Annotated in this window: 23 protein-coding genes and 1 pseudogene; 15 read left to right on the plus strand and 9 right to left on the minus strand. The window is 72.7% G+C overall.

Features of this window, described 5'->3' with window-relative positions:
* Nucleotides 1-33: 33 nt before the first annotated feature.
* Nucleotides 34-645, minus strand: a complete 612-nt coding sequence (locus tag MUY22_RS45485; protein ID WP_247054165.1) for a carboxymuconolactone decarboxylase family protein — start codon at nt 643-645, stop codon at nt 34-36.
* A gap of 782 nt (nt 646-1,427) precedes the next feature.
* A pseudogene (locus MUY22_RS49885) lies at nt 1,428-2,327 on the minus strand (DUF5685 family protein); the annotation flags it as partial.
* Nucleotides 2,328-2,444: 117 nt separating this feature from the next.
* Between MUY22_RS49885 and MUY22_RS45495 the strand changes: the two are divergent.
* From MUY22_RS45495 to MUY22_RS45520, 6 genes are all read left to right on the plus strand, one after another.
* Nucleotides 2,445-2,963 (plus strand): DUF402 domain-containing protein, encoded by a 519-nt coding sequence (locus tag MUY22_RS45495; RefSeq protein ID WP_247054169.1) that lies wholly within the window; start codon nt 2,445-2,447, stop codon nt 2,961-2,963.
* A gap of 139 nt (nt 2,964-3,102) precedes the next feature.
* Nucleotides 3,103-4,008: an ABC transporter ATP-binding protein gene (locus tag MUY22_RS45500; RefSeq protein WP_247054171.1), complete on the plus strand. Its 906-nt coding sequence runs from the start codon at nt 3,103-3,105 to the stop codon at nt 4,006-4,008.
* A 10-nt stretch (nt 4,009-4,018) separates the two neighbouring features.
* Nucleotides 4,019-4,762 (plus strand): ABC transporter permease, encoded by a 744-nt coding sequence (locus MUY22_RS45505; protein WP_247054174.1) that lies wholly within the window; start codon nt 4,019-4,021, stop codon nt 4,760-4,762.
* Nucleotides 4,753-6,258 (plus strand): glycosyltransferase family 39 protein, encoded by a 1,506-nt coding sequence (locus MUY22_RS45510; protein ID WP_247054176.1) that lies wholly within the window; start codon nt 4,753-4,755, stop codon nt 6,256-6,258. Before MUY22_RS45505 ends, MUY22_RS45510 begins: the two co-directional genes overlap by 10 nt.
* A 130-nt stretch (nt 6,259-6,388) precedes the next feature.
* A complete protein-coding gene (locus tag MUY22_RS45515) occupies nt 6,389-7,663 on the plus strand; it encodes a sensor histidine kinase (RefSeq protein ID WP_247054178.1) in 1,275 nt (424 codons plus the stop codon).
* The gene (locus MUY22_RS45520) at nt 7,660-8,301 is read left to right on the plus strand and encodes a response regulator transcription factor (protein ID WP_247054180.1); all 642 of its coding nucleotides are present in this window, start codon (nt 7,660-7,662) and stop codon (nt 8,299-8,301) included. The genes MUY22_RS45515 and MUY22_RS45520 overlap by 4 nt, the downstream gene beginning before the upstream one ends.
* On the opposite strand, the gene coaE is transcribed toward MUY22_RS45520, so the two are convergent.
* Nucleotides 8,298-9,482: a dephospho-CoA kinase gene (gene coaE / locus MUY22_RS45525; RefSeq protein ID WP_247054182.1), complete on the minus strand. Its 1,185-nt coding sequence runs from the start codon at nt 9,480-9,482 to the stop codon at nt 8,298-8,300. The two genes, MUY22_RS45520 and coaE, sit on opposite strands and share 4 nt — an antisense overlap.
* Nucleotides 9,483-9,640: 158 nt before the next feature.
* Here coaE and MUY22_RS45530 point away from each other — a divergent pair, with 158 nt between their 5' ends.
* Together MUY22_RS45530 and MUY22_RS45535 are read left to right on the plus strand one after the other, a co-directional pair.
* The gene (locus MUY22_RS45530) at nt 9,641-9,886 is read left to right on the plus strand and encodes a hypothetical protein (protein ID WP_247054184.1); all 246 of its coding nucleotides are present in this window, start codon (nt 9,641-9,643) and stop codon (nt 9,884-9,886) included.
* 144 nt (nt 9,887-10,030) lie between these two features.
* Complete coding sequence (locus MUY22_RS45535) at nt 10,031-10,279, plus strand: hypothetical protein (protein WP_247054187.1); 249 nt, start codon at nt 10,031-10,033, stop codon at nt 10,277-10,279.
* A 10-nt stretch (nt 10,280-10,289) separates the two neighbouring features.
* On the opposite strand, the gene MUY22_RS45540 is transcribed toward MUY22_RS45535, so the two are convergent.
* Both MUY22_RS45540 and MUY22_RS45545 read right to left on the minus strand, forming a co-directional pair.
* The gene (locus MUY22_RS45540) at nt 10,290-10,736 is read right to left on the minus strand and encodes an OsmC family protein (protein ID WP_247054188.1); all 447 of its coding nucleotides are present in this window, start codon (nt 10,734-10,736) and stop codon (nt 10,290-10,292) included.
* A 5-nt stretch (nt 10,737-10,741) separates the two neighbouring features.
* The gene (locus tag MUY22_RS45545; RefSeq protein ID WP_247054191.1) at nt 10,742-11,368 is read right to left on the minus strand and encodes an HD domain-containing protein; all 627 of its coding nucleotides are present in this window, start codon (nt 11,366-11,368) and stop codon (nt 10,742-10,744) included.
* A 213-nt stretch (nt 11,369-11,581) separates the two neighbouring features.
* Between MUY22_RS45545 and MUY22_RS45550 the strand changes: the two genes are divergently transcribed.
* Nucleotides 11,582-12,196, plus strand: a complete 615-nt coding sequence (locus MUY22_RS45550; RefSeq protein WP_247064434.1) for a TetR/AcrR family transcriptional regulator — start codon at nt 11,582-11,584, stop codon at nt 12,194-12,196.
* Between the two features lie 515 nt (nt 12,197-12,711).
* On the opposite strand, the gene rpsA is transcribed toward MUY22_RS45550, so the two are convergent.
* Complete coding sequence (gene rpsA / locus MUY22_RS45555; RefSeq protein WP_247054193.1) at nt 12,712-14,214, minus strand: 30S ribosomal protein S1; 1,503 nt, start codon at nt 14,212-14,214, stop codon at nt 12,712-12,714.
* A 336-nt stretch (nt 14,215-14,550) separates the two neighbouring features.
* On the opposite strand from rpsA, the gene MUY22_RS45560 reads away from it, so the two are divergent.
* The 6 genes from MUY22_RS45560 to MUY22_RS45585 all read left to right on the plus strand — a co-directional run bounded on the left by MUY22_RS45560 (nt 14,551) and on the right by MUY22_RS45585 (nt 20,515).
* Complete coding sequence (locus tag MUY22_RS45560) at nt 14,551-15,402, plus strand: class I SAM-dependent methyltransferase (protein WP_247054195.1); 852 nt, start codon at nt 14,551-14,553, stop codon at nt 15,400-15,402.
* On the plus strand, nt 15,399-16,310 hold the full coding sequence (locus MUY22_RS45565; protein ID WP_247054197.1) for a GNAT family N-acetyltransferase: 912 nt from the start codon (nt 15,399-15,401) through the stop codon (nt 16,308-16,310). Before MUY22_RS45560 ends, MUY22_RS45565 begins: the two co-directional genes overlap by 4 nt.
* 20 nt (nt 16,311-16,330) lie before the next feature.
* Nucleotides 16,331-17,251, plus strand: a complete 921-nt coding sequence (locus MUY22_RS45570; protein ID WP_247064436.1) for a GNAT family N-acetyltransferase — start codon at nt 16,331-16,333, stop codon at nt 17,249-17,251.
* 107 nt (nt 17,252-17,358) lie between these two features.
* Complete coding sequence (locus MUY22_RS45575; protein WP_247054199.1) at nt 17,359-18,054, plus strand: ABC transporter ATP-binding protein; 696 nt, start codon at nt 17,359-17,361, stop codon at nt 18,052-18,054.
* Nucleotides 18,051-19,946, plus strand: coding sequence for a YhgE/Pip domain-containing protein (locus MUY22_RS45580; protein WP_247054201.1), 1,896 nt, complete (start codon nt 18,051-18,053; stop codon nt 19,944-19,946). The genes MUY22_RS45575 and MUY22_RS45580 overlap by 4 nt, the downstream gene beginning before the upstream one ends.
* Nucleotides 19,943-20,515 (plus strand): TetR/AcrR family transcriptional regulator, encoded by a 573-nt coding sequence (locus MUY22_RS45585; RefSeq protein ID WP_247054203.1) that lies wholly within the window; start codon nt 19,943-19,945, stop codon nt 20,513-20,515. The genes MUY22_RS45580 and MUY22_RS45585 overlap by 4 nt, the downstream gene beginning before the upstream one ends.
* A 281-nt stretch (nt 20,516-20,796) precedes the next feature.
* Here MUY22_RS45585 and MUY22_RS45590 read toward each other — a convergent pair whose 3' ends face one another.
* The 3 genes from MUY22_RS45590 to polA form a co-directional block, all read right to left on the minus strand.
* A complete protein-coding gene (locus tag MUY22_RS45590; RefSeq protein ID WP_247054205.1) occupies nt 20,797-22,404 on the minus strand; it encodes a serine protease in 1,608 nt (535 codons plus the stop codon).
* 126 nt (nt 22,405-22,530) lie between these two features.
* Nucleotides 22,531-23,064, minus strand: coding sequence for an EF-hand domain-containing protein (locus MUY22_RS45595; protein ID WP_247054207.1), 534 nt, complete (start codon nt 23,062-23,064; stop codon nt 22,531-22,533).
* Nucleotides 23,065-23,257: 193 nt separating this feature from the next.
* Nucleotides 23,258-25,999: a DNA polymerase I gene (polA, locus tag MUY22_RS45600; RefSeq protein ID WP_247054209.1), complete on the minus strand. Its 2,742-nt coding sequence runs from the start codon at nt 25,997-25,999 to the stop codon at nt 23,258-23,260.
* Between the last annotated feature and the right edge of the window lie 34 nt (nt 26,000-26,033).

A 26,033-nucleotide genomic window follows, 5' to 3' on the forward strand; every position in this document is an offset into this window, starting at 1 on the left:
AGCCTCGGCACCGACAATTTCCGTCGGCCCTGGTCAGCGGGGTCGGAACACCGTCGCGAAGGCCACTTCGCCGCCGGCCACCACGCAGTGCACGACGGCGCCCGGCGCGGGCCCGGGGCCGAAGCACGAGACCAGCACCCGGTCGGGGCCGGTCGCCTGGACCTCGGTGCGCGGGAACTCCGCGAGCACCTCGGCGACCTCGGCGCCCGGCGCTTCCAGGTACCCCAGGACGACCTCGCGGGCCGACGCCGGCGGCGGGATCGGCAGGCCGTGACCGTCGAAGAGCCGGTTCAGCTGGTCGGCCGCGGAAACCGCGCGGGGGAAACCGGCGAACGCGGCCGTCTGGACCACGATCTCGCCCACCTCGGCCGGCGACAGCCCGGACGCCAGGCCGGTGCGGAGGTGCACGCTCAGCGGCGGCCCGACCATCCCCGCCGCGATGATCGCGGCGAGGGTGGCGGCTTCGCGTGTGCGGGCGTCGAGGGCCGGGCGCTCGTGGAGGTGACCGTAGACCGTGCCGACGGCCAGCTCACCGAGCGCGGGGACGGTGGCGAAGAGGGCGTCGAGCCGGGCTTCGCCACCCTCGACCAGCCCCGCGAAGGTGGCGCGGCCGCGGTCGTGCAGCTGGTCCATCGGCTCGGTCATCACGGTTCCCTTCAGTTGCAGTCACAACAGGAACAGCAGTCGCAGCAGTCACAGTCGCAGTCGCAGCCGCCGGTCGCCGACGGTTTCCCGCTCCACGGCCCGGGATAGGGATCACGGCAGCAGAACTGGCAGGTACAGCACATGTAGGAGGCTACGGCGCAGCCGAAGAAGAAGGTGCGCTTCTTCGGGGGCACGGCGAACTTCGGGACCCAGAGGCCGCCGCCCTTGCCGTCGAGGGGCTCGGGTTCCGGGCCGTCGGGCCCGTCCGGCCCGCCGGGACCTCCGGGGCCACCCGGTCCGCCCGGGCCGCCGGGGCCTCCCGGACCGCCTGGGCCTCCGGGTCCGGCCGGACCCCAGGGACCGCCGGGTCCGGCAGGACCACCTGGGCCGCCGGGGCTTCCGGACCAACCCGGGCCACCCGGGTTTCCCGGCCGGCCGGGACCGCCCGGCCCACCGCCCCACTGCGGACCTCCAGGCGGCGGCTGCTGCCCCGGCGGCTGGTGCGGATGCTGCTGAGGCCGCGGCCCCGGCCCGATCCACCCTGGCGGCGGTTGCTGCCCGGTGGCACCACCTGCGCTGTCCCCGAGCTGCGAACCCGGCTCGGCGGGATCGCCGGCCTTAAGGCCACCAACCGTGAACCGGCTAGGCCCAACGGGATCGCCAGGCTGAAAACCACCGCCGAGCAGCCCGGCGGCACCGGCAGCAGGCAACCACGGCTGACCGCCCGGCCCGGCGGGATCGCCAGGCCGGAAACCGTGCCCCTGCGGACCGTCTGCAGCACCGCCGTGGCTGTGTCCGTGCGCGTGACCACCGCTGTGGTCGTGGGCCGAGCCGTGGCCGAAGGCGCGGCGGACCGCTTGCCTCAGCTCGTGCGCCAGCAGTGCGTGCACCAGCGCCGGTTGGGCGAACTCCGCCTCCCGCAACGCCAGCTCCACCCCCAGCACCGCGTCGTCGCACAGCCGGCGGGCCTCCACGAGGTCCGTTCCCGTGGCCAGCAACGGGTTCCACGCTCCCGCCGCCGCGTCCGCCGCCTGGTCCTCGACCGCGTCCAGCAGGTGCGCCGCGCGGCCGAACAGGCGGCCCGCCTCGGCCAGGGGCGCCACGTTGCCCGGCCGTCCGGCCAGCTCCGCCGTGCGGGCGAACGCCGCCGACGTGGCCAGTTCCGCGGGCTCGGTGGCCAGCAGCGCCGAGTCGCCCGGGCGCATCGCCCGTTCCAGTTCGCCCTGGCGGTCGACGGCTTCGGTCAGCACCGTCGTGTCGAACCCGACGCGGCCACCCGTGCGGCTGCCCTGCTTCGCCCAGCGGGACGCGACGCGGCGGGCGGCCACCGCCACCGGGCGCCTGCCGAACGCGCCGTCGCGGTCCTCGACGTGGTCGCCGACCTTCGCCGCGGCCAGCACCAGCGACACCGCCGCGGCCAGCTGGGCGCCTTCGCCGCGGGCCACCGACGCCGAGCGCATGCCGCGCAGCGGGCACGGACCCGCGTCGCGGCGCCCGTCCGCGCGCGGCGTCTGGGCTTCGACGAGGACCGAGATGATCAGCCCGTCGTAGTTGGTGACGACGCGCGCGAGCTGGCCGTGCTCGTCGCGCAGCGTGAGGCAGAGCCCGCACAGGTGCGCGACCCAGTCCGCGTGCAACGAACCGGACAGCCGGTGCCGGCACGGCCTGATGATCCCGAACATCCCCAGTCCCCTCGGTTCCCCCGGTCGTCGGCGCACCTTAGCCCGAACGTGTGGCTCGCACCGCCGCCGTTCGCGATTCGTGACCGGGTTCCGCTCACTTGCGGGCAGGATGGGGCCATGACGGGACTGCACCCGCCCAAGGTCGAAATCTTCGACCCGGCCGCGCGCACGAACATCGACCCGAAGGGCATCAGCCGGGAGGTCGAGGAGTTCCGCGAGGAACCGTTCGGCCTGTACCTCGCCCGCCCGGCGCCGGGCCGTGCCCAGTTCCACTACCTCGAGTCGTGGCTGCTGCCGGAGCTCGGCCTGCGCGTCACCGACTTCTGGTTCTCCCCCGGCCACGAACGCGACCAGGACTTCTACCTGGACGTCGTCCGCGTGAACCGCGACGGCCCCCGCTGGGTCGCCACCGACCTCTACGTCGACATCGTGCTGAAGGACAAGCTCTCCCTGCGCACCATCGACACCGACGAGCTGCTGGAAGCCCGCACCGCGGGCCTCGTCACGGCGGACGAGGCCGAGGCCGCGCTGGAGACCACCTACGCGGCCATCGAGGGGCTGGCCTCGCACGGCTACGACCTCGCCGCCTGGCTCGCCACGAAGGACGTCACGCTGACCTGGCGGCGCCACCCCTGAGGGCCACCGGGTCCACCATCCGGTGGATGCCGGGTCCTCCGGTGGAGGACCCGATCCCGGCCGTCCCGACGATTCGCCGGCCCCCGCCGCCGCGGGACGCTCGATCCGTTCGCACAACGGATCGAGAGGGGACGGCGGCATGCCGGTCATCCAGGTCGAGCACCTCCACAAGCGGTACGGCGAGAAGGTCGCGGTCGACGACGTCTCGTTCGACGTCGAGCGCGGCGAGATCTTCGGCATCCTGGGCCCGAACGGCGCGGGCAAGACCACGACCGTCGAGTGCCTGGAAGGGCTGCGGGTGCCCGACGGCGGCACGCTGTCGGTGCTCGGGCTCGACCCGCACCGCGACCGCGCCGAGCTGCGCCAGCGCGTCGGCGTCCAGCTCCAGGAGAGCCGGCTGCAGGACAAGCTGCGGGTCGGCGAGCTGCTCGACCTCTACGCCGGCTTCTACCGCAAGCCCGCGGACCAGTCTCGGCTGCTCGCCACGCTGGGGCTGACCGAGCAGCGGACCACCGCGTACAAGAAGCTCTCCGGCGGCCAGCAGCAACGGCTGTCCATCGCGCTCGCGCTGATCGGCAGCCCGGAGGTCGCGGTGCTCGACGAGCTGACCACCGGCCTCGACCCGCAGGCCCGCCGCGACACGTGGGACCTGATCGAGGCCGTGCGCGACCAGGGCGTGACGATCCTGCTGGTCACGCACTTCATGGCCGAGGCCGAGCGGCTCTGCGACCGGATCGCGGTCATCGACGCCGGACGCGTCGTCGCACTCGACACGCCGGCCGGGCTGGTCGCCGGGGTGGACGACGAGCAGGTCGTCCGGTTCCGGCCGTCGAGCCCCGTCGACGCGGCCGCGTTGGAGGCCCTGCCCGAGGTCCGCCGCGTCGAGCGGCACGGCGGCCAGGTCGTGGTGACCGGCCGGGGCAACGTGCTGCACGCCGTGACGTCGCTGCTCGCCCGGCTCGGCGTGATCGCCGGGGACCTGCGCGTCGAGCAAGCCGGTCTCGACGACGCCTTCGTCGCGCTGACCGGCCACAAGCCGGAATGAGGGGGAAACCATGAGTGTCCTGACCAAGCTGACCACCGCCGAGGCGAAGGTGTTCCTGCGCGACCCGGGTGCCCCGGCCGTCGTCGTCGGCATCCCGCTCGCGCTGCTGCTGGTGTTCGGGCTGATGCCCGGCGCGAACGCCCCGGACCCGAAGTACGGCGGGCACAGCGCGCTGGCCACGGTGATCGCGCCGATGGCCGTGACGATCCTGATCGCCATGCTGGCGTTGACGCAGTTCCCGAACGCGCTGGGCACCTACCGGGAAAAGGGCCTGCTGAAACGGCTTTCCGCCAGCCCGGTGCCGCCGAGCCGGCTGCTCGCCGCGCAGCTGCTGGTGAACCTGGCCGCGGTGGTCGTGGTGGTCGTGCTCATCGTGGGGGTGGGCACGCTCGCGCTCGGCATCGCGCTGCCGGGCAACCCAGCCGGGTTCCTGCTCTCGCTCGTGCTCGGCGCGCTGGCGTTGTTCTCGGTCGGGCTGCTGGTGGCGGCGCTCGCGCCCACCGGCCGCGCGGCCAGTGGCATCGGGTCGGCGTTGTTCTTCCCGATGCTGGCGCTCGGCGGGGTGTGGGTGCCGAAGGAGCAGCTGCCGCCGTTCCTGCAGCACGTCGCCGACGTCCTGCCGCTCGGCGCGACGCTCAACGCGCTGCGCGCCACCTGGGCCGGCGATGCCCCGGAGCTGCTGCAGCTCGGGGCGATGGCGGCCTTCGCCGTCGTCTGCACGGCGATCGCGACGCGGGTGTTCCGATGGGTGTGACGACCGCGCCCGCACCGGCCCGGCGCCGGCCGGTGGCCCCGATCGCCCGCGTCCCGCTGGCCGTCGTCACCGCGCTGCTCGCCGTCCCGCTGGTGCTGACCGCGAACCGCTACGGCTACTTCGGCGACGAGCTCTACTTCCTCGCCGCGGGCCGGCACCTGGCCTGGGGCTACGTCGACCAGCCGCCGTTGCTGCCGCTGCTCGCCCGGACGATGGACGCGCTCGGCCACACGCCGTTCGTGCTGCGGATCCCGGCGATGCTGGCGGTGCTGGCCGGCGTCGTCCTGACCGCGCTGATCGCCCGCGAACTCGGCGGCGCGGCGAAGGCGCAAACGCTTGCCGCTGGCACTTTCGCCGTGGCGATCCAGGTCCTGGCGAGCGGGCACTACCTCGCGACGTCCACAGTGGACCCGTTCCTCTGGACACTGCTGCTGTGGCTGCTGGTCCGCTGGCTGCGCACCCGCGCCGACGGCCTGCTCGTGTGGGCCGGGGTCGTGACGGCGCTCGCGCTGTACACGAAGTTCCTCATCGGCGGCTTCTGGCTCGCCGCCGGCGTGGCGATCCTGGTGTGCGGCCCGCGGGAACTGCTGCGGCGGCCCGCGTTGTGGGCCGGGGCCGCGATCGCCGTGGTGGCGCTGGTGCCGACGCTGCTCTGGCAGGCGGCGCACGGCTGGCCGCAGCTCGGCATGGGCGCGGCGATCTCCCAGGAGGTCGCGGACACCTGGGGCGGGCGCGGGCTGTTCCTGCCGGAGGTGCTGCTCGTCGCCGGCCTCCCGGTCGGCGCGGTCCTGCTCTGCTACGGCCTGTGGCGGCTCCTGCGCAGCCCCGAACTCCGGTTCCTCGGCTGGACGGCGGTCGCGCTGACCGTGGTGTTCCTGGCCGTGAACGGCCGGAACTACTACGTCGCCGGGATGTTCCCGGTGTGCTGGGCGATGGCCGCGGTCGCGCTGGAACGCCGGGAGCCGTCACGCCGGTGGCGGTGGCTCGCGACGTGGCCGTGTTACGTCGTGGCGGCGCTGCTCGCCGTGCCCGGCGCGCTGCCGGTCTGGCCGCGGGCCTGGCTGACCGAGCACCCGGCGCTGCCGGCGCCGGTGTTCGCGTTCGCGGAGATCGGCTGGCCCGAAGGCGCCCGGTCGGTCGCTACGACGTTCGCCGCGCTGCCCGGCAAGGCGCACACCGCGGTGGTGACCGAGTCGTACTGGGAGGCGAGCGCGCTCGACCGCTACGGCCGTGACCTCGGGCTGCCGGAACCGGCCAGCGGCAACCGCGGGTACGCGACCCTGGTCGTGCCGGCCGCCGACGCGACCGACGTCCTGTACGTCGGGGCCGACCCGCGGCCGTTGCTCGGGCACTTCGCCGGCCTCCGGCCGCTCGGCGAGGTGGACACCGGCGAAGCGAAGCCGAGTTACTTCGCCGGGCAGCCGATGTGGCTGGCGACCGGCCGCACCGAGCCGTGGCCCACGCTGTGGCCGAAGCTGACGAACACACACACGTGAAGCCCGTAGGGTGCGGCGCAAGACCGGCCCCGGCGAAGGACAGGAGCGTGATGAACGCCGTGACCACCGCCTCCGACCAGGCGAAAACCGCGCTGCTGCCGTTCGCCGCGATCCGGCCGGGGCTCCGGGCGTGAGCGCCGGGTTCGACTGGAACCGGCCGCTGTGGCCGCCGCTGACCGCGCAGGAGCCGACCGGCTGGCAGCCGTGGCTGAGCCGGATCGAGAGGTACGTCCCCGGCGTCCTGCTCGCGATCGCGACCGCGATCACCCTCGGCGTCGGCGGCCACGGCGGCCGCTGGTGGGCGACCACCGGCGTCCTGGTCGCCGCGACCGCGCTCTGGGTGCTCGGCACGGTCGTCCTCGCGCCGGTGCGGCTGCGCGAGCACCCGGTGTTCGCCCTGGTCACCTTCCTCGGCGTGATCGGACTGGGCAGTGCGCTGGAGGTCCGGGACGTCACGTTCCTCATCTTCATGATCTACGCGTTCCTCGCCGCGATGCAGGTGCGGCCCACCTGGCTCGCCTTCCTCGCGCTGGCGGCGACGTCCCTGCTGATCAACACCCTCGGCAACGGCGGGCCGGTCCGCGCCCTGGGCGACAAGCCGGGCATCTGGATCACGATCACCATCGTGCAGACCGCGGCGATCGGGGGCGGCGGGCTGCTGTCGACGGCCGTCGCCCGGCAGAACGAGCAACGCCGCCGCACCCTGGACGAACTGGCCGCCGCCCAAGCCGAGAACGAAGGCCTGCAACGGCAGCTGCTCAGCCAGGCCCGGGAAGCCGGGATGCTCGACGAGCGGCAGCGGCTCGCCCAGGAGATCCACGACACCCTGGCGCAGGGTTTCACCGGCATCATCACGCAGCTGGAAGCCGCCGCGCTCGCCAAGGAGCACCCCGCGGAGTGGCAGCGGCACCTGGACTCCGCGACCGCGCTCGCCCGGGAGAACCTCACCGCCGCGCGCCGCTCGGTGCGCGCGCTGCACCCCGAACCCCTCGACGGCGCAACGCTTCCCGACGCGCTGGCCGACGTCGCGGCGCGGTGGAGCGAGCGGACCGGCGTGCCCGCGACGTGCACCACCACCGGCGACCCGCGGCGGCTGCACCCGGAGATCGAGGCGACGGTCCTGCGGATCACCCAGGAAGCCCTGTCCAATGTGGACAAGCACGCGGCGGCGGGCCGGGTCGGTCTCACCCTGTCGTACATGGACGACGAGGTGACCTTGGACGTCCGGGACGACGGAGCCGGCTTCGAGCCCGCGACCGGGGACGGCGGGTTCGGGCTGCCGGGCATGCGCCGCCGGGTGCGGCGGCTCGCCGGTACGCTCCACGTCGAGTCCGAGCCCGGCGCCGGGACCGCAATCTCCGTCGCCCTGCCCGCCGTCCCGTTGCTCCCGGAGGCTCCCGCATGACGATCACCGTGCTGATCGCCGACGACCACCCGATCGTCCGGGACGGCCTGCGCGGCATCCTGTCCGCGGAACCGGCCCACGGCGAAGAGGGTTTCGAGGTGCTCGGCGAGGCGGCCGACGGCGCCGAAGCCGTCACCCTGGCCGAACGGCTGCGGCCCGCCGTCGTGCTGATGGACCTGCGGATGCCGGGCACCGACGGCGTCACGGCGATCAGCGAGCTCGCGCGGCTGGGGAACCCGGCGCGGATCCTGGTGCTGACGACGTACGACACCGACTCGGACGTCCTGCCGGCGATCGAGGCGGGCGCGACCGGCTACCTGCTCAAGGACGCGCCCCGCGAGGAGCTGTTCCGCGCGGTCCGGGCGGCGGCCCGCGGACAGGCCGTGCTCTCCCCCGCCGTCGCCGGCCGGCTGATGGGGCGGATGCGCCGGCCCGCGCGGGAACCGTTGTCGCAGCGCGAGCTCGAGGTGCTGACGCTGGTCGCGCGCGGCTCGTCGAACAAGGAGACGGCGAAGAAGCTGTTCATCAGCGAAGCGACGGTCAAGACGCACCTGATCCACGTCTACGCGAAGCTCGGGGTCAAGGACCGCGCGGCCGCCGTCGCCGTCGCGTTCGAACGCGGGCTGCTCGGCTCCTAGGGCGTCCAGCCGGTCGTCTCGGCCCACTTCTCCGCCCGGACGAACGCGCCGTTGACCCAGTCCTGCTTCTCGTCGGCGTAGGCGGCGACGGTGCCGTCGGCGGCGTGCGCGTCGGCCAGCCGCAGCTTCACGTCGCGGTAGTCGTCCCGCTCGGCCGGGTGCGCGCGCACGAAGTCGCGGAACAGCAGCGCGAGCCGCCACGCGGGTGTCTCGACGGACCGGACGTGCAGGTTCACCGGCCGTTTCGGGTCGGCGCCGACGTGCAGCCGCTTCGGCCAGGTGCCGGCGCCGTCCTGGGCGTCGTCGCCCCACTCCCCGGCCAGGCGCGGGAAACCGGCGTCGGAGAGCAGCTCGGTGAGCTTGTCGGCGTCGTCCAAAGTGGACACGGTCAGCTGGAGGTCGAGGACGTCCTTGGCCGGCAGGTCCGGCACGGCGGTGGACCCGATGTGGTCGGCGCGCCGGGCCAGCTCGCCGCTCACGGCGCGGACGCGGGCGAGCACCCGCTCGGCCTGCTGCGGCCAGGTGAGGTCGTACCCGGCGATCTTCGGCGACACCGGGGGCCGCGGCCGGCGCAGCCGGACGTTCGCCTCGAACGGCACCAGCCGGTCCGCCCACAGCGCGTCGACGTCGGCGAGCACCGCGTCCTCGGCACCGCCGTTGTCCAGCCAGACGTCGGCGACGGCGCGGCGCTGCTCGTCGCTCGCCTGCGCCCGGATCCGCGCGCGGGCGTCCGGCTCGGCCATCCCGCGCGCCGACACCAGCCGCCGGACCCGCACCTCGACGGGCGCGTCGACCACGACGACCAGGTGGTACGCCGTCGCGAGCCCGCCCTCCACCAGCAGCGGGATGTCGTGCACGACGATCGCGTCCGGCGCGGCGGCGGCCATCAGCTCACCGGTGCGGGCCCCGACCAGCGGGTGCACGATCGCGTTGAGCCGGCGGCGCGACTCGTCGTCGGCGAACGCCTTGGCGGCGAGCACCGGCCGGTCGAGCGAACCGTCGGCGGCCAGGATCTCCGGGCCGAACTCCTCGACGAGCCGGGCGAGCCCCTCGGTGCCGGGCTCGACCACCTCGCGGGCGATCTTGTCGGAGTCCACCAGCACGGCGCCGTGTTCGGCGAGCCGGTTCGCCACGGTCGACTTGCCGGCCCCGATCCCACCCGTCAACCCCACACGCAACATGCCGATCACCCTAGTCAAGCTCCCCCGGCGGCCGCCTGCGGACTTCGGCGGCGGTCTGCGCCATTCGCGTGACACGCCGTCGGCGCCCGTAACGCGGGTAATCGTTTCCGACGCCCCCGGCAGCGGGTCTTCCGGCTCGCGTCATCGAGGGAGGGCTCATGGGGATGACGAACATCGGCAGGTCGGCGGCGGCCGTGCTGTGCGCGGGCGGGCTCGCGTTGACCGTGCCGGACGTCGCGTCCACCACGCCGTCGGCCGGCGCCACGGTGACGCAGTGCGTGTCCGGCGTCCGCCGGGTGCAGGTGACCTGCCGGCACACGCCGCAGCGCGCGCTCTGCGCGGTGGGCAGCACGTGGATCCCGTTCGGCACCCTGTGCGTGAAGGGCGATGCCCGGACCGCTTAACACGAAACACACGGACGGGTGATCCGCAAGCCGATCGTGACGCGTGACTCAACCGAAATGTGGACACGCCGCGTTTCTTGCTCACCTTCATCGGTGCAGATGCGTACCGTGCGCCGCGACGAGGGTCGCCCACACGGAGGAACGATGGCGGACAGCAAGCACGTCGGGAGGCACCGGCTCGGCTCGCCGGGGCTGGTGCACTGCCTGGTTCACCACTCCGTGGCGACGGCCCTGGAGGATTACCGGCGGACGTGGCTGAGCACCCTGCTGGTCCCGGCGAAGCACAGCTTCGCCGGGCTCCGCCGCAAGGCCCGCGCGGCCGCGCTCGAACGCATCTGGGTCCCCGCCGTCGGCGTCGCCACCGTGCGGCCGGTCACGGCGCAGGCCGCCTGACGGGCCCTGCTCAGCGGCCCGTTTCGCGCGTCTCGATCACGATCTCCGACGACAGCGTCCGGTGCACCGGGCACTTGTCGGCGATCAGCATGAGCTTGGCGCGCTGGTCGTCGTCGAGGTCGCCGGCCAGCTCGATCTCGCGGGTGATGCGGCTGAGCATCCCGTGCTCGGTCTCGCACTTCTCGCAGTCCTCGGCGTGGATCCGCTCGTGCCGCAGCCGGATCGTCGCGGCGTCGAGCGGGATGCCCTTGCGGTCGGCGTACATCCGCAGCGTGATCGCGGTGCACGACCCCAGCGACGCGAGCAGCAGCTCGTACGGGTTCGGGCCGGCGTCGGCGCCGCCGACGGACACCGGCTCGTCGACCAGCAGCGTGTGCCCCGCCGTGCCGACCTGCTGCGTGTAGGTGCCGTCGCCGGTCGCGGTGACGACGACGGTGCCGGGCTCGGGGTGCTCCATCCGGTTCAGTCCTCCCAGGGTGAGTCCAAGATCGTGGTGACGAAGTCCTGCCGCTCGAAGCCTGGCACGAACCGCGCCAGCACATCGGCTTTGACGTTCCCGAACGCCGTGTCGGGCCGGTCACGGATGCCGTAGGTGAACGCGGCAAGGATGCGGCGCTTGAAGTCCGGCCGCGGGTGCGCGGCGACGATCGCGGCACGGTCCCGCGCGGGCAGGTCGTGGTAGCCGATGCCGAGGACGTCGTACTCGACCCCCGCGGTGACCAGCGCGACCTCCGGTTCCATGTGCTCGGGGATGCCGGGGGTGGTGTGCAGCGCGATGGCCGTCCAGGCGATCCGGGCCCGTTCCGCGTCGACGCCGTGACCGAGCAGGAAGCGCCGGGCTTCGTCGGCGCCGTCGAGCTCGAAGCGGCGGTCCGTGCGATGGCCGTCGACCAGGCCGAGGTCGTGGAACAGGGCCGCGACGTAGAGCAGTTCGGCGTCGAAGGCGAGGCCACGGCGCCGGCCCTGCAGCGCGCCGAACAGGTAGACGCGCGAAGAGTGGTCGAACAGGAGCGGACCGGCGGTGTCGCGCACGAGCTCGGCGGCTTCGCGGGCCAGCGCGGTGTCGGGGACGGTGATGGTGTCTGTCATCGGGGAAGCCCTTTCGTCGGTGCTTCCGCACGCTGCCAGGGTTCGCCGCAGCCCGACCGGTGCCCATCGGACGGGAATGCCGCACATCCGGACATGCGGCGCATTCCCAAGAAGCTGCGGATATCGTATCTTTTGCTGCGGGTGAGTAACCCGAACGCCGTCGTGCGCGGCTGCTGCGAAGGGGGTGCGCCCGTGGCCACCAGGCACGTCTCGATGCGCCCCGTCGAACAGGGACACCGCGAGCGCTACCTCGACGCGGCGCTGTCGGTGCTGTTCGACCGCGGCGTCACGGCTCTCACGGTGCGGGGCGTGGCCGAGGCGGCCGGCGCGTCGACGATCTCGGTGTACGCCCGCTTCGGCGGCCGCGACGGCCTGCTCGACGCCCTGTACGAGCGCACGTTCGACTCGCTGCGCGAGATGCTGGAGGCGCTGCCGCCGGAGGGTCCCGACGGCTTCGCCGACCTGCTCGACCTGGCGATGGCGTACCGGCGTTTCGCCCGCGAAAGCCCGGCGCGCTACGCGTTGATGTTCGAGCGCCCGATCCCGGGGTTCGACCCCGACCCGGCGTTGCGCTCGGCCGTGGTGCGCACGACGTTCGGCCTGTTCATCGACCGGGTCCGCCGGATCAGCCCACCCGACGTCGACGCCCGGACGGCGGCGTACCACCTGTGGACGGCGATGCACGGCCTGGTCGGCGCGGAGCTGATGCTCGCCTCCCGGACGGCGCTGCCGGAGTGGTTCATCCCGCCGACGGACGAGGCGAACGCGGAGATGTACCGCCGCGGCGTCACAGCGATGACGACCGGCCTGGGCCTGCGCAACCACTGACCTCACGACCGCGGCCGGCGAGGCCGGTCCGGTCCCGGTCCGGTCCGGGTCGACGGACGGCGCGAGACTGCTCGAACCGGCGGACGGCCCGCGTGTCCGGACCCGCGACCCGCGTGATCGGAGCCGGAACTCGCGTGATCCAGGCCGGAACTCGCGTGATCGGGGCCGAGACTCGCGTACTCGGGCCGCGACCCGCGTGTTCAGGACCGGAAGTCGCGTCATCCAGGCCGCTGCCCGCGTGATCAGGACCGGAAGTCGCGTCATCCAGGCCGCTGCCCGCGTGATCGGAGCCGGAACTCGCGTGATCCAGGCCGGAACTCGCGTGATCGGGGCCGAGACTCGCGTACTCGGGCCGTGACCCGCGTGATCCAGGCCGGGACTCGCGTGCTTCGGGGCGTGACTCGCGGACCCCGAGACCAGGCTGGGCGGGCCGAGTCGGCGGGGCCTGGAACGCAGCGAACCCCGGGCCGTTTCCGGACCGGGGTTCGCTGGGTTTCAGCTCAGAGAGCTAGTGCTCACGCACCGCCGGAGAGCTTCTCGCGGAGAGCCGCGAGCTGCTCGTCGGAGGCGAGGGTGCCACCGCTGCTCTTCGTGTCGGTCGAGGTCGAACCCGACGAGGTGTAGCTTTCCGCGCCACCCTCGATGCCGGTCGCCGCGTCGGCGGCGGCTTCCGCGTCGGCCTCGACGGCCTTCACGACCTGCTTCATGTGGGCCTCGTAACGAGTGTGGGCCTCGGCGTACTGACGCTCCCACTCCTCACGCTGCTTGTCGAAGCCTTCCTGCCACTCCTGGGTGTCCGGGTCGAAGCCCTCGGGGTAGATGTAGTTGCCCTCGGGGTCGTACTCGGCGGCCATGCCGTACTGGGTCGGGTCGAACTCGGTGTCCGGCGTGACACCCTCGTTCGCCTGCTTCAGCGACAGCGAGATGCGACGGCGCTCGAGGTCGATGTCGATGACCTTGACCATGACGTCGCCGTTGACCTGGACGACCTGCTCCGGGATCTCCACGTGGCGCTCGGCCAGCTCGGAGATGTGGACCAGGCCCTCGATGCCCTCTTCGACGCGCACGAACGCACCGAACGGAACCAGCTTCGTGACCTTGCCCGGCACGATCTGACCGATCGCGTGGGTGCGGGCGAACTGGCGCCACGGGTCTTCCTGGGTCGCCTTCAGCGACAGCGAGACGCGCTCGCGGTCCATGTCGACGTCCAGGACCTCGACCGTGACCTCCTGGCCGACCTCGACGACCTCGGACGGGTGGTCGATGTGCTTCCAGGACAGCTCGGAAACGTGCACCAGGCCGTCGACGCCACCCAGGTCCACGAAGGCACCGAAGTTGACGATGGACGACACGACGCCCTTGCGGACCTGGCCCTTGGCGAGCGCGTTGAGGAACTCGCTGCGCACCTCGGACTGGGTCTGCTCGAGGTAGGCGCGGCGGGACAGGACCACGTTGTTGCGGTTCTTGTCCAGCTCGATGATCTTCGCCTCGAGCTCGCGGCCCACGTAGGGCTGCAGGTCGCGGACGCGGCGCATCTCGACCAGCGACGCGGGCAGGAAGCCGCGCAGGCCGATGTCCAGGATGAGGCCGCCCTTGACGACCTCGATGACGGTGCCCTTGACGGGCTCGTCCTTCTCCTTGAGCTCCTCGATCGTGCCCCAGGCGCGCTCGTACTGCGCGCGCTTCTTGGACAGGATCAGACGGCCTTCCTTGTCCTCCTTCTGGAGGACAAGGGCTTCGACCTCATCGCCGACGGTGACAACCTCAGCCGGGTCGACATCGTGCTTGATGGAGAGCTCACGCGAGGGGATGACGCCCTCGGTCTTGTAGCCGATGTCGAGCAGGACCTCGTCGCGGTCGACCTTGACGATGGTGCCTTCGACGATGTCGCCATCGTTGAAGTACTTGATCGTCTTGTCGATAGCCGCGAGGAAGTCTTCCTCCGACCCGATGTCGTTGATGGCGACCTGAGGGGCCGCGTTCGGGGCGGTCGGGGCGGTGACGGTGTCGATGGTCATTAGGCGGGTTGCTCCGGTGGATGGGAATCGAGGGTTGGCAGTTGTCGGCGCGATGGGCTGTTGGGAGCATGCGACGACCCTGCGAGCAAACGTCCACCAGTGAACGACCGCGGCATGACCCGCAAACGGTGCGCGACCCGAGCCCGAGACGAAGCTGAGCGGAAGGCAGCGCGAACCCACTGCGCTAACACTGATCCTACGCGGCAGTCGCTAGGCGGCACAATCAGGGTCCCCCGGCGATCGCTAAGGTCCTCGCGAAGGCAAATCGCAGGCTGGAGGACGCGGGTGGAGCAGGCAGCAGGGCAGCCGCCGGCGGCCGGGACCGGAGACACCATCATGCCACCGAACGAGCCCGCCGCGCCGGGGCGCCACGACGCCGCCGAGCACCGGCTGGGCACGACCGCCGTCGCCTACCGCGAGGTCGGCGGGCCGGAGGCCGCGGCCGCGAACCTCGCCTGGTGGGACGCCGACGCCGACGACTACCAGGCCGAGCACGGCGGGTTCCTCGGCGACGCCGACTTCGTCTGGTGCCCGGAGGGCGTGCGGGAAGACGAGGCGCGGCTGCTCGGCGACGTCCGCGGCAAGCGCGTGCTGGAGGTCGGCTGCGGCCAGGCCGCGTGCGCGCGCTGGCTGCGCGCCCAGGGCGCCGACGCCGTGGCGACCGACCTGTCCGCCGGCATGCTGCGCCACGCGCAGGCCGGCAACGCGCGCACCGGCGTCGCCGTGCCGCTCGTGCAGGCCAACGCCGAGTACCTGCCGCTCGCCTCCGGCAGCTTCGACGCGGCCTGCTCGGCGTTCGGCGCGATCCCGTTCGTGGCGTCGGTGGACGCGGTGTTCGCCGAGGTCCACCGGGTGCTGCGGCCCGGCGCGCCGTGGGTGTTCTCGGTGACGCACCCGATGCGGTGGATCTTCCCGGACGACCCGGGCCCGCAGGGGCTCACCGTCACCCAGCCGTACTTCGACCGCACGCCCTACGTCGAGGTCGACGACGACGGCACCGCCACCTACGTCGAGTACCACCACACCCTCGGCGACTACGTGCGCGCGCTGGCCGCCGCCGGGTTCACCCTCACCGACCTGGTCGAGCCGGAGTGGCCGGCGGGGCACACGCGGCCGTGGGGCCAGTGGAGCCCGCTGCGCGGCCGGCTGTTCCCGGGCACCGCGATCTTCCGCACGCACCGCTCGTGACGTCCCTCGAAGACCAGCAGAACGCGCGGTTCGCCGCGCTCGACCCGCAGCTGCCGCCGATCGCGGCCCCGCCCATGACGAGCGAGCCGCTGCTGGTGACCGTGGGCGGCCGGAAGGCGGGCGGCCTGCTGACGCACGCCGTGCACGCGCCGGCGTCGTGGCCCGCGCTGTGGGGCCCGGCGCAGATCCACGAGCTGACCGCGGTGCCGGGCGAGACCGGCGCGGCGGGTCTCGCGGCGCTGCTGGGCGCGTGGCGCGAGCGGCTGCGCGGGGCGGGCAGCGGGCCGGACTCGGGCTGCATGCTGACCTGGCCGAGCCGGGACGACGAGGCGTCCGCCGTCCTGCTGGCGCACGGCTTCGCGCCGATGACCTGCCTGGCCGTCCGGCCCGTCGAGCCGCCGCCGGACCCGGGCCCGGCGCGGGTGCGCGTCCGGCGGGCCGGCAGCGGCGACGTCGAGGCGCTCACCGAGCTGCGGCTGGCCGAGTGGCGGTACACGTCGCTGGTCGGCACCGCCGTGCCGCGGCCGGACGCGCGGGCCCGGCTGCGCGCGGAGGTCGTCCGGGCGCAGCGGTTCAGCGGCCTGGCCTGGCTGGCCGAGGACGAGGGCGTGCCGGCCGGGATGGCCGCCTGCGCCCTGACCTCGCCGGCGCCGGGCGACAGCATCCACGGCCGGCTGCTCCCGGGGCTCTGGGGGTACGTCGACACGCTGTCGGTGGCGCCCGCGGCGCGCGACGGCGGCGTCGGCCGGGCGCTGATGGCGGCGGCCCATCGCACCCTGCTCTCGTACGAGGTGCGCGGTACCTTTCTCTTCTACCACCCGGCGAACCCGCTCTCCCCGGTGTTCTGGCACCGGCAGGGTTATCGTCCACTGTGGACGATGTGGATCCGGCGACCGGCCTGGTCCTGACCGACGACCAGAGGGGAACCATGGACATCGCCGAGCCGCTGCTCGCTGCCCACAAGGCACGCTTCGCGGCCGTCGACGCGCTGCTGCCGCCCGCCGCGCCGCCCGCCGAGGGCCTGCGGCTGGACGCGGCGACGGCGGACGGCACCCAGGTCACCGGCGTGCTGCAGCGGCACCGGCTGGGCCCCGGCGACGCGGCGACGCTGTGGTCGGCCGCCGACACCTGGCAGCTGTTCCCCTACCTGGGCGACACCGGCACCGAGGGCGCCGACCTGCTCCTGCGCGCGCTGAAGGGGCAGCTCGAGAGCGAGGCCACCGGCGCCGACTCGGCGTGCGTCGTCGTCTGGCCCAGCCGGGACGCCGAGGCGATCCGCGCCTTCCTCGACCACGGCCTGGTCCCGCTCGGCGCGCTGGGCGTGCGGACCGCTCCCCCGGCCGCGCCGGACCCCTCGGCGGCCGTCCGCCGGGCCGGGCCCGCCGACTTCGCCGTGGCGCTGGAGCTGGCGACGGCGACGTTCGACTACACCGGCCTGGTCGCCGCACCCCGCCGCGCGAACACCGCCGATCTGCTGGCGCCCGCCCTGCGCGAGGCCCTCGACGCCGAAGAACCGCTGGTCTGGCTGGCCGGGGACGACGGCGAGGTGCGCGCGATGGCGCACTGCGCGTGGGTCGAGGCGACCCCCGGCGGCGCGGCGGCCGAGCTGCTCCCGCCGGGGCGCTGGGGCTACGTGAACAACGTCGTGACCGCGCCCGGCGAGCGGGGCGGCGGCGTCGGCCGGGCGCTGATGGCCCGCGTCCACCGGGAGCTGCACGCGGGCGGCGCGACCGGCACGTACCTCTACTACAACCCGACCAACCCGCTGGCCTCGGTGTTCTGGCACCGGCAGGGCTATCGTCCACTGTGGACGACGTGGGAGGTGCGGCCGGCGGCCGCGCTGCGGTGAGTCACCCACTGGTGTGACGTGCGTCCGGTGATCTTGCTCCACACCCCGGCGAGGGCTAACTTTTGAACTGACCGGTCAGTTCAAAAGTCTTCCACGCTGGAGTCCCCGTGCAGGTCCGAGCCGATCGGGTGTCCCTCGAAGGGCACCACGGCACCTTGTTACCGCCCACCTCGCTGACCGTCGGCGAGGGCGACCTGGCGATCGTGCACGGTGAACCCGGCGTCGGCGTCACCGCGTTCGGCCTGGCGCTGGCCGGGCGGCTCAAGCCGAGCACCGGCACGGTCACGGTCGACGGCTCGGACGCCGGGCTGTCCGCGCTCGTCGCGGTCGTCGACGCGCCCGAGGTCAGCGAGCCGGACGACGCGCTGCCCCTGCGCGTGGTCGTCGGCGAGGAGCTGGCCCTGGCGCACCGCCCGGCGGGCAAGGAGGACGTCGCCCGCTGGCTCACCGAGCACGACGCGGCGCCGTACGCCGGCACCCGGTTCGAGAACCTCGCCCCCGCCCTGCGCACCCGGCTGCTCACCGAGCTGGCCGCGGCGCGCAAGGGCGTGCGCGTCCTCGTGCTCGACACCCCCGACCGGCACACGAGCGACGTCGACAGCTGGGCCGGGCTGGCCCGCGAGCAGGCCGGACGCGGCCTCGCCGTGGTGGTGCTGACCGCCACGACGCCGGCGTCCGCGCTGCCCTTCACCCCCGCGCGCATCGGCTCGGCCGAGCAGCCGTCGCCGCAGAACTACTCCCCGGAACCCACCGAAGAGCTCCCTGCGAGCCCGGGGAACGTCACTGACGGAGAATCCGCATGAACGCCTTCCGGATCGCCCGCAACGAACTGCGGCGGCTGTCCACCGGCACGATGCCCAAGCTGGCACTGGTCGCGCTCGTGCTGGTGCCGCTGCTGTACGCGTCCTTCTACCTCTACGCGAACTACGACCCGTACGGCCGGCTGGACAAGCTGCCCGCCGCCGTCTTCACCAGCGACATGGGCGCGCAGGACTCCACCGGGCAGCAACGCAACGTCGGCCGTGAGGTGACCGACGAGCTGGTCAAGTCCGGCACGTTCCAGTGGCACGAGGTGTCCGAGCAGGACGCCCGTGACGGCGTCCGCGACGACAAGTACTCCTTCGCGATCGGCATCCCGAGCGGGTTTTCCGCCGCGCTGCTGTCGGTCGGCAACTTCCAGCCGCAGCAGGCGACGATCACGCTGACCACCAACGACGCCAACAACTACCTGTCCGGGACGATCGCGAAGCAGGTCGCCGAGCAGGTGCGCAAGACGATCGCGGAGAAGGTCGGCAGCGAGGCCGCGGACCGGTTCCTGGTCGGCTTCTCCACGATCTACGGGAAGATCCAGGAAGCGTCGACCGGTGCGTCGCAGCTCGCGGACGGCGCCAACCAGCTGAAGTCCGGCCAGCAGCAGCTCGCCAGCGGCGCGGCCCAGCTCGCCGATGGCTCCTCGACGCTCGCCACCGGCCTCGGCACGCTCAAGAGCAGCACCGCGGATCTGCCGTCCCAGACGCAGAAACTCGCCGACGGTGCCTCGCAGGTGGCCGCCGGGGACCAGAAGGTCGCCGACGCCGCGTCCGTCGCCGCGACCGCGTCGTCCGACATCCAGGGCAAGCTCGACAGCTACCGCACGCAGCTGCAGACCGATCTCCGGAACGCCGGGGTGCCGGAGGAGCAGGTCACGGCGATCCTCGCGAAGGCCGACCAGCTGCGCTCCCCCGTCGACCAGGCCAACAGCAAGATCCAGCAGGCCAACGGGGATCTCGCGAAGCTGGCCGACGGCGCCAAGCAGGTGTCCGACGGCGCGGCCAAGCTCGCCACCGCGTCGCCGCAGCTGGCGAACGGCATCGCGCAGGCGTCCGACGGCGCGAACCAGCTCAAGGACGGCGCCGCCAAGCTCGACGACGGCGAGAAGACCGCGGTCACCGGCACGAACCAGCTCGCCGACGGCGCGGTGAAGCTGCGTGACGGGCTTTCGGCCGGGCTCAAGGAGATCCCGAACCCGGACGACCCGACCCGCGCGGCGACGGCCAACACCATCGCGGACCCGGTGGCGGTCAACGCCAACGGCGAGGCGTCGGCCGGGACTTACGGCGCGGGCCTGGCGCCGTTCTTCATCTCGCTGGCCACCTGGATCGGCGCGTTCGTGCTGTTCCTGATCCTGCGCCCGCTCTCGACGCGCGCGCTGACCGCCGGCGCGTCACCGTTCCGGGTCGCCGTGGGCGGCTGGCTGTCCTCGGCGCTGCTCGGCATCGCGCAGGTGATCGTCCTGTTCGGCGCGGTGACGTGGCTGGTCGGCATCCACATCGCGCACCCGCTGGGCGCGATCGGGTTCGCGGTGCTGGTGTCGCTGACGTTCACGTCGGTAGTGCACGCGCTCAACGCGTTCTTCGGCGCGGTCGGCAAGTTCCTCGGCCTGGTGCTGCTGGTGCTGCAGCTGGTCAGCGCGGGCGGCACGTTCCCGTGGCAGACCATCCCGGACGCCTTGTACCCGCTGCACGTCGTGCTGCCGATGGGGTACGCGATCGACGGCTTCCGGCACCTGTTCTACAGTGGCGCCACCGTGCAGATCCTCGGCGACATCGGCGTGCTGCTGGCCTACCTGGCCGGCGGGATCCTGGTGTCCACGCTGGCCGCGCGCAAACGCCGGGTCTGGACGGTGTCGGCGCTCAAGCCCGAGCTGAGCCTGTGAGCGGCGGGACCAAGCAGAAGCTCTTCGAGGCCACGCTGCGCCTCACGAAGAGCCGGGGCCTGGTGGGCCTCACCGTCGACGACATCGCCGCCGAGGCGGGCGTCGCGAAGGGCACCGTCTACTACAACTTCGGTTCGAAGGACGGCCTGGTCGACGGCCTCCTGCGCTACGGCGTCGACACGCTCGCCGGGCGGCTGCGCGACGCGGTTTCGGATGCGGATCCCCTCGAGGTGATCGAGGCCCAGATCGACGTGACTTTGGAGTTCATCGCCCGGTATCCGGGGTTTTCGCAGATCCTGGTGAGCGAGCTGTGGCGCACACCCGGCCAGTGGCACGGCACGCTTTCCTTGCTGCGCGAGGAAATCATCTCGATCGTGAAGAGCCAGCTCTCCCGCTTGGAGGAGGCCGGGAGGCTGCCGGAGGGAGTCCAGATCCCGACGGCGGCGGCCGGGCTGTTCGGCACGATGCTGGTGGTCGCGCTGGACTGGCAGGTGTTCGGCCCGGAACGGACGCGGGCGGAGGTCCGGGACGCGGTGATGGTGCTGATCCGCGGCCTGGGCAGGAGGTAGCTGCCGCTTCACCGGCGACCGCGGGGCGCGCTTTGCCGGCCGCGGTTTCCGCGGCTGCGGTTCGCTCGGCCGCGGTTCGCTCGGCCGCGGTTTCGCGGTAGCCCGCGGTTCGCTCGGCCACGGTTTCGCGGTAGCCCGCGGGGCGCCGCCCCCGTCTTCCACTTTACCGGCGAGCACCGACAATTCCGGGCGCCGAAAGCCGTGAAGGCCTCCTTACCGGCCGTAAGAGCCGGTAAGGAGGCCTTCACGGCTTTTCCTTGCGCCGAGCGGAAAGCTGGCGGTCAGCGGTCTTCGATGCGGGCGCGGACCGCGGCCGCGTACGTGTCGACCGCGGTGGCCGCCGCCGTGAGTTCGCAGGGGCCGTCGATCAGCAGGCGCTTCGCCGGGACGTACACCTGCTCCAGCTCCGGGTCGGTCGCGACGCCGTGTTCGCGGGCCAGTTCGTTGTCGCCGGCCAGGCGGGCGCGCAGCTCCTCGCGGCGGGCGACGAGGCCGTCGAGCACCGCGCGCTGGCGGCGGCCGTCCTCGACCGCCGGGGCGACCGCGTGCTCGTGGCCGTCGATGTGGCGCTCGACCCACTCGGCGTCGCCGTCGACCTCGGCCGAGCGGAGCTGCTTGAGCGTGCCGCGCAGCCGGTGGGCCCGCGCGGGCAGCATCGCGACGCCGGTGAAGCGCGTCGCCACCCGCAGCTGGTAGGCCTCGATCTCGGCGAGCTCTTCCACGGCCTGGGTCAGGACGTCGAGGCGGCCGGCGAGGTCGTCGGTCGCCGGGCGGGCCCGGTCCGTGCTCGCCCGCACCGCCGCCACTCCGGGCGAGGACTCCTCGCGAAAGCCGAGCAGCAGGCGGATGCCGAGCTCGGCCGCGCGGCCGGCGAGCGGGCCGAGCACCTCGCCGACGAGCCGGTCCGGTTCGGCGGAGTCGTCGATCGCGTCGACGACGAGCGTGCGGCCGGCGACGCCGCCGGTGAGCCGTTCTTCGATGCGGTGGCGGACGGCGTCGGCGGTGCGGCCGGTCGCGTCCACCGCGAGGTCGACGCTGCCGGCCGGGGGCATCTGGCCGAGCGCCGGCGGCAGCCCGGGGACGCCGAGCGAGCGTTCGCGGTCGGCCAGCACGATGCCGAAGCGCAGCGCCGCCGCGACCGGCGAGCCGGCCTCGCCGGTGTCGACGACCCAGACGGTGCCGGGCTCGGCCTTGGCGAACCAGTCGACAACGCGCTGCACGAAGGAGACGTCGACGGTTTCGCCGACGGGGCGGGAGAAACTGGCGTCGACGGCGGGGCCGCCGGAGGTCCAGATGCTCAGCTGCGGCAGGTGCCCGAGCATGGTCTCGACGGGGATCATCCAGGTCCCGGTGTCCTTGCCGACGACCATGCCGACGACGTGCCCGGTCGCTTCGTCGAGCACCGCGGTGCCGCCGAACCCGGGGCCGAGCGACTCGGCCTCGGCCGTGCGCAGCAACCGGATCCATTCGCCGCCCGGGCCGCCGGGGTGTTCGGCGCCGCCGAGGCGGGCGTGGGTCCAGCGGCCGACCGAGCCGGGCGGGAAACCGAAGGCGCGCACGAGCTGGTGCTCCCCGAGCGGCATCCGGTGCAGCGGCGCGCGGAACACGCGGGACTCGGGACGTTCGAGGCGCAGCAGGGCGAGGTCGCCACGGCCACCGCCGTCGGAGGGCACCCAGCACCCTTCGACGACGGTGGCCGTGCCGGGCAACGCCTCGGCCAGGCCGACGAAGTCGACGCTCAACGCGGATCGCGCGCCGCCGGCGGTCTCGACGACGTGCGCGCTGGTGAGGACGTGGTACTCGTCGAGTACCGTGCCCGCGCCGCACAGCCGGCCGAGTTCGTCGTGCAGCCGGACCCGCCAGCGTCGTCGCTCACGCTCGAACCCCATTCGGCGGACCCTACGCCGTGATCGGCTCACGTCGGCGCGGGACCCGCTACCCAGCAGTAACACCTGCGCCGGACGGCGTCCGCCATTCGGCGCAGCGGCGTCCCGATGAGCGGATCACAGAGCGGATCACACGCGGCCGAAAACCCAGCTACCCGGGGCGGCGGGGTCGTCGCCCGCCCAGAACTCCAGCCAGTGCCCGGTGAACTCCTCGCGGGAGAGCCGGCCGTCACCGTCGAGGTCGAGGTGGGCGAAGACCTCGTCGGTCGGGGTTTCGGTGCCGTTCCAGGCTTCGATCAGCTGCCGGTACTCGGCCGCGGAGATGGCGCCGTCGCCGTTTTCGTCGACGGCTTCGAACATCGCGTCGGCGGTGCCGGTGACCGCGGCGGGTGTCTTGGGCAGGTCATCGACGACCTGGAGGACCTCGTCGAGGGTGACCTTGCCGTCGCGGTCCCGGTCCGACGCCGCGAGCAACGTGCCCCACCAGCCCATCATGATGGCGGCGAGCTTCTGCCCTTCGGCGGTGCTGTCGTCGGTGCCGCGCAGGTCGAGCCATCTCGTGGTGAGCGCCCGGAAATCGGACTCGGTGAGGTAGCCGTCGGCGTCGGCGTCCATCGCGCCGAAGACGCCGGAGATCTTGCGCCGCTGGAAATCGGTGGCCATGGTGGTCCTTTCGGCCGGGCCCGGTGGGCCGTTCGGGCCACCCAGCTTCGTCCGGCGGACCGGCGCGCGGCGCCGTCCGGCCGAGTAGTCCCGCCCCACGACCCGGTGATTCCGACGGCGACGCAGCGTAGGCGACGTCACCTGGACGTGGACGAACCCCGCACCGGACGGTGCGGGGTTCGCCGGGAAGACGTCAGTGCGCGGCGTCGTTCCAGGACCGGCCGTAGCCGACCGAAACCTCCAGCGGGACGGCGAGCTCGTAGGCCGAACCCATGCCGTGGCGCACGAGTTTCTCCAGCTCCTCGCGCTCGCCCTCGGCGACTTCGAGCACGAGCTCGTCGTGCACCTGCAGCAGGATCCGGCTCTCGAGCTTCGCCTTGACCAGCTCGCGGTGGACGTTGAGCATCGCGACCTTGATGATGTCGGCCGCGCTGCCCTGGATCGGGGCGTTGAGCGCCATCCGCTCGGCCATCTCGCGGCGCTGGCGGTTGTCGCTGTTGAGGTCCGGCAGGTAGCGGCGGCGGCCGAAGACCGTCTCGGTGTAGCCGTTCTTCGCGGCCACCCCGACGACCGAGTGGAGGTAGTCGCGCACGCCGCCGAAGCGGTCGAAGTACGCCTCCATCTGGGACTTGGCGTCGTCGGTCGAGATCCGCAGCTGCGCCGAGAGGCCGTACGCCGACAGCCCGTACGCGAGGCCGTACGACATGGCCTTGACGCGGTAGCGCAGCTCCGGCGTGATCTCCTCCGGCGGCAGCGAGAACGCCCGCGACGCGACGAACGTGTGCAGGTCCTCGCCGCTGTTGAAGGCCTCGATGAGGCCTGCGTCCTGCGAGAGGTGCGCCATGATCCGCATCTCGATCTGGCTGTAGTCCGCGGTCATCAGCTCGGTGTACCCCGCGCCGACGACGAACGCGTCGCGGATGCGGCGGCCTTCCTCGGTGCGGACCGGGATGTTCTGCAGGTTCGGCTCGGTCGACGACAGCCGCCCGGTGGCCGCGATCGTCTGCAGCAGCGTGGTGTGGATGCGGCCGTCGTCGGCGACGGACTTGATGAGCCCCTCGACCGTCGTGCGCAGCTTCGTCGCGTCCCGGTGCTCCAGCATGTGCTGCAGGAACGGGTGCTCGGTCTTCTCGAACAGCCCCTGCAGCGCCTCGGCGTCGGTCGTGTAGCCGGTTTTGGTGCGCTTGGTCTTCGGCATGCCGAGCTCGTCGAACAGCACGACCTGCAGCTGCTTCGGCGAACCGAGGTTGATCTGCTTGCCGATGACCTCGTACGCGGCTTCGGCGGCCTGCGTAACACGGCTCAGGTAGTGCGCCTCGAGCGTGGTCAGCTGCTCCAGGTCGACGGCGACCCCGGCGACCTCCAGCGCGGTGATCACCTCCAGCAGCGGCAGCTCCAGCTCGGCGAGCAGCTTCGCGCCGCCGATCTCGTCGAGCTCCTTGTCGAGCGCGCCGGCCAGCTCGAAGACGGCCCGCGCCTTGACGAGCTCTTCTTGGATCTCCTTCTGCTCCAAGCCTTCGGCGCCGCCGTCGAGCAGCGACAGCTGCCCGTCGCCGCCGTCGGTCTCCGAGCGCAGCTCGCGGTGCAGGTAGCGCAGCGCGAGGTCGTCCAGGTCGAACGTGCGCTGCCCCGGCCGCACCAGGTACGCGGCCAGCGCGGTGTCCATCGCGAGCCCGGCGAGCGCCCAGCCGCGGGCGTGGATCGCGTGCAGCGCGACCTTGAGGTCGTGGCCGGTCTTGCGGATCTTCGGGTCGGCGAACCAGGCGGCGAGCGCCGCGTCGTCGGCCTGGTCCATCGCCGTGACGTCGACGTAGGCGCCTTCGCCGTCAGCCGTCGCGAAGGCGACCGCGCGCAGGTCGGAGCGGACCGAGGTGCCCATGCTGCGGAAGGACAGCGCCACCGGCTCGGCCGGGCCCGCGTGCGCGGTGAGCCACGCCGCCAGCGCGCCGGGGGCCAGCGCGTCACCCGAGACCTCGAACCCTTCGTCGGCCTCGGGTTCGGCGCTCTGCAGCGTCGCGAACAGCCGGTCCCGCAGCACGCGGAACTCCAGCTCGTCGAACAGCGCGTGCACGGCCTCGCGGTCCCACGGGCGCAGCTCCAGCCCGCCCGGGCCGATCTCCAGTTCGACGTCGCGGATCAGCTCGGTCAGCTGGCGGTTCAGCTGCACCGAGCTGAGGTGGGCCCGCAGCGCGTCCCCGACCTTGCCCTTGACCTCGTCGACGCGGTCGATCAGGTCGTCGAGCGAGCCGAACTGCTTGATCCACTTGGCCGCGGTCTTCTCGCCGACGCCGGGGATGTTCGGCAGGTTGTCGGAGGGGTCGCCGCGCAGGGCCGCGAAGTCCGGGTACTGCCGCGGGGTGAGCCCGTACTTCTCCTCGACGGCCTCCGGGGTGAACCGGGTCATCTCCGAAACGCCGCGCTTCGGGTAGAGCACGGTGACGTGCTCGGTGACCAGCTGCAGCGCGTCGCGGTCGCCGGTACAGATGAGGACGTCGAAGTCTTCGGCGGTGGCCTGCGTCGTGAGCGTGGCGATGATGTCGTCGGCTTCGTAGTTCTCCTTCGTCAGCGACGGGATGCCGAGCACGTCCAGGACTTCGCGGACCAGGTCGACCTGGCCGCGGAACTCGTCCGGCGTCGCGCTGCGGTTCGCCTTGTAGTCGGCGAAGGTCTCCGACCGGAACGTCTTGCGCGAGAGGTCGAACGCCACCGCGAGGTGGGTCGGCGCTTCGTCGCGCAGGAGGTTGATGAGCATCGACGTGAACCCGAAGACCGCGTTCGTGACCTGCCCGGTCTTGGTCCTGAAGTTCTCGGCGGGCAGCGCGAAGAACGCGCGGTAGGCCATCGAATGGCCGTCGATCAGCAGCAGCTTCGGCCGCTCCGCGACTGCGGTGGTTCCTGTGGCGTTGGCAACGGTCGTCTTCTCACTCGGGCTCACGTCGCCGAGTCTAGGCTGGGGGTACGACACTCTT

It is taken from the genome of Amycolatopsis sp. WQ 127309 (assembly GCF_023023025.1).
Lineage (GTDB): Bacteria > Actinomycetota > Actinomycetes > Mycobacteriales > Pseudonocardiaceae > Amycolatopsis.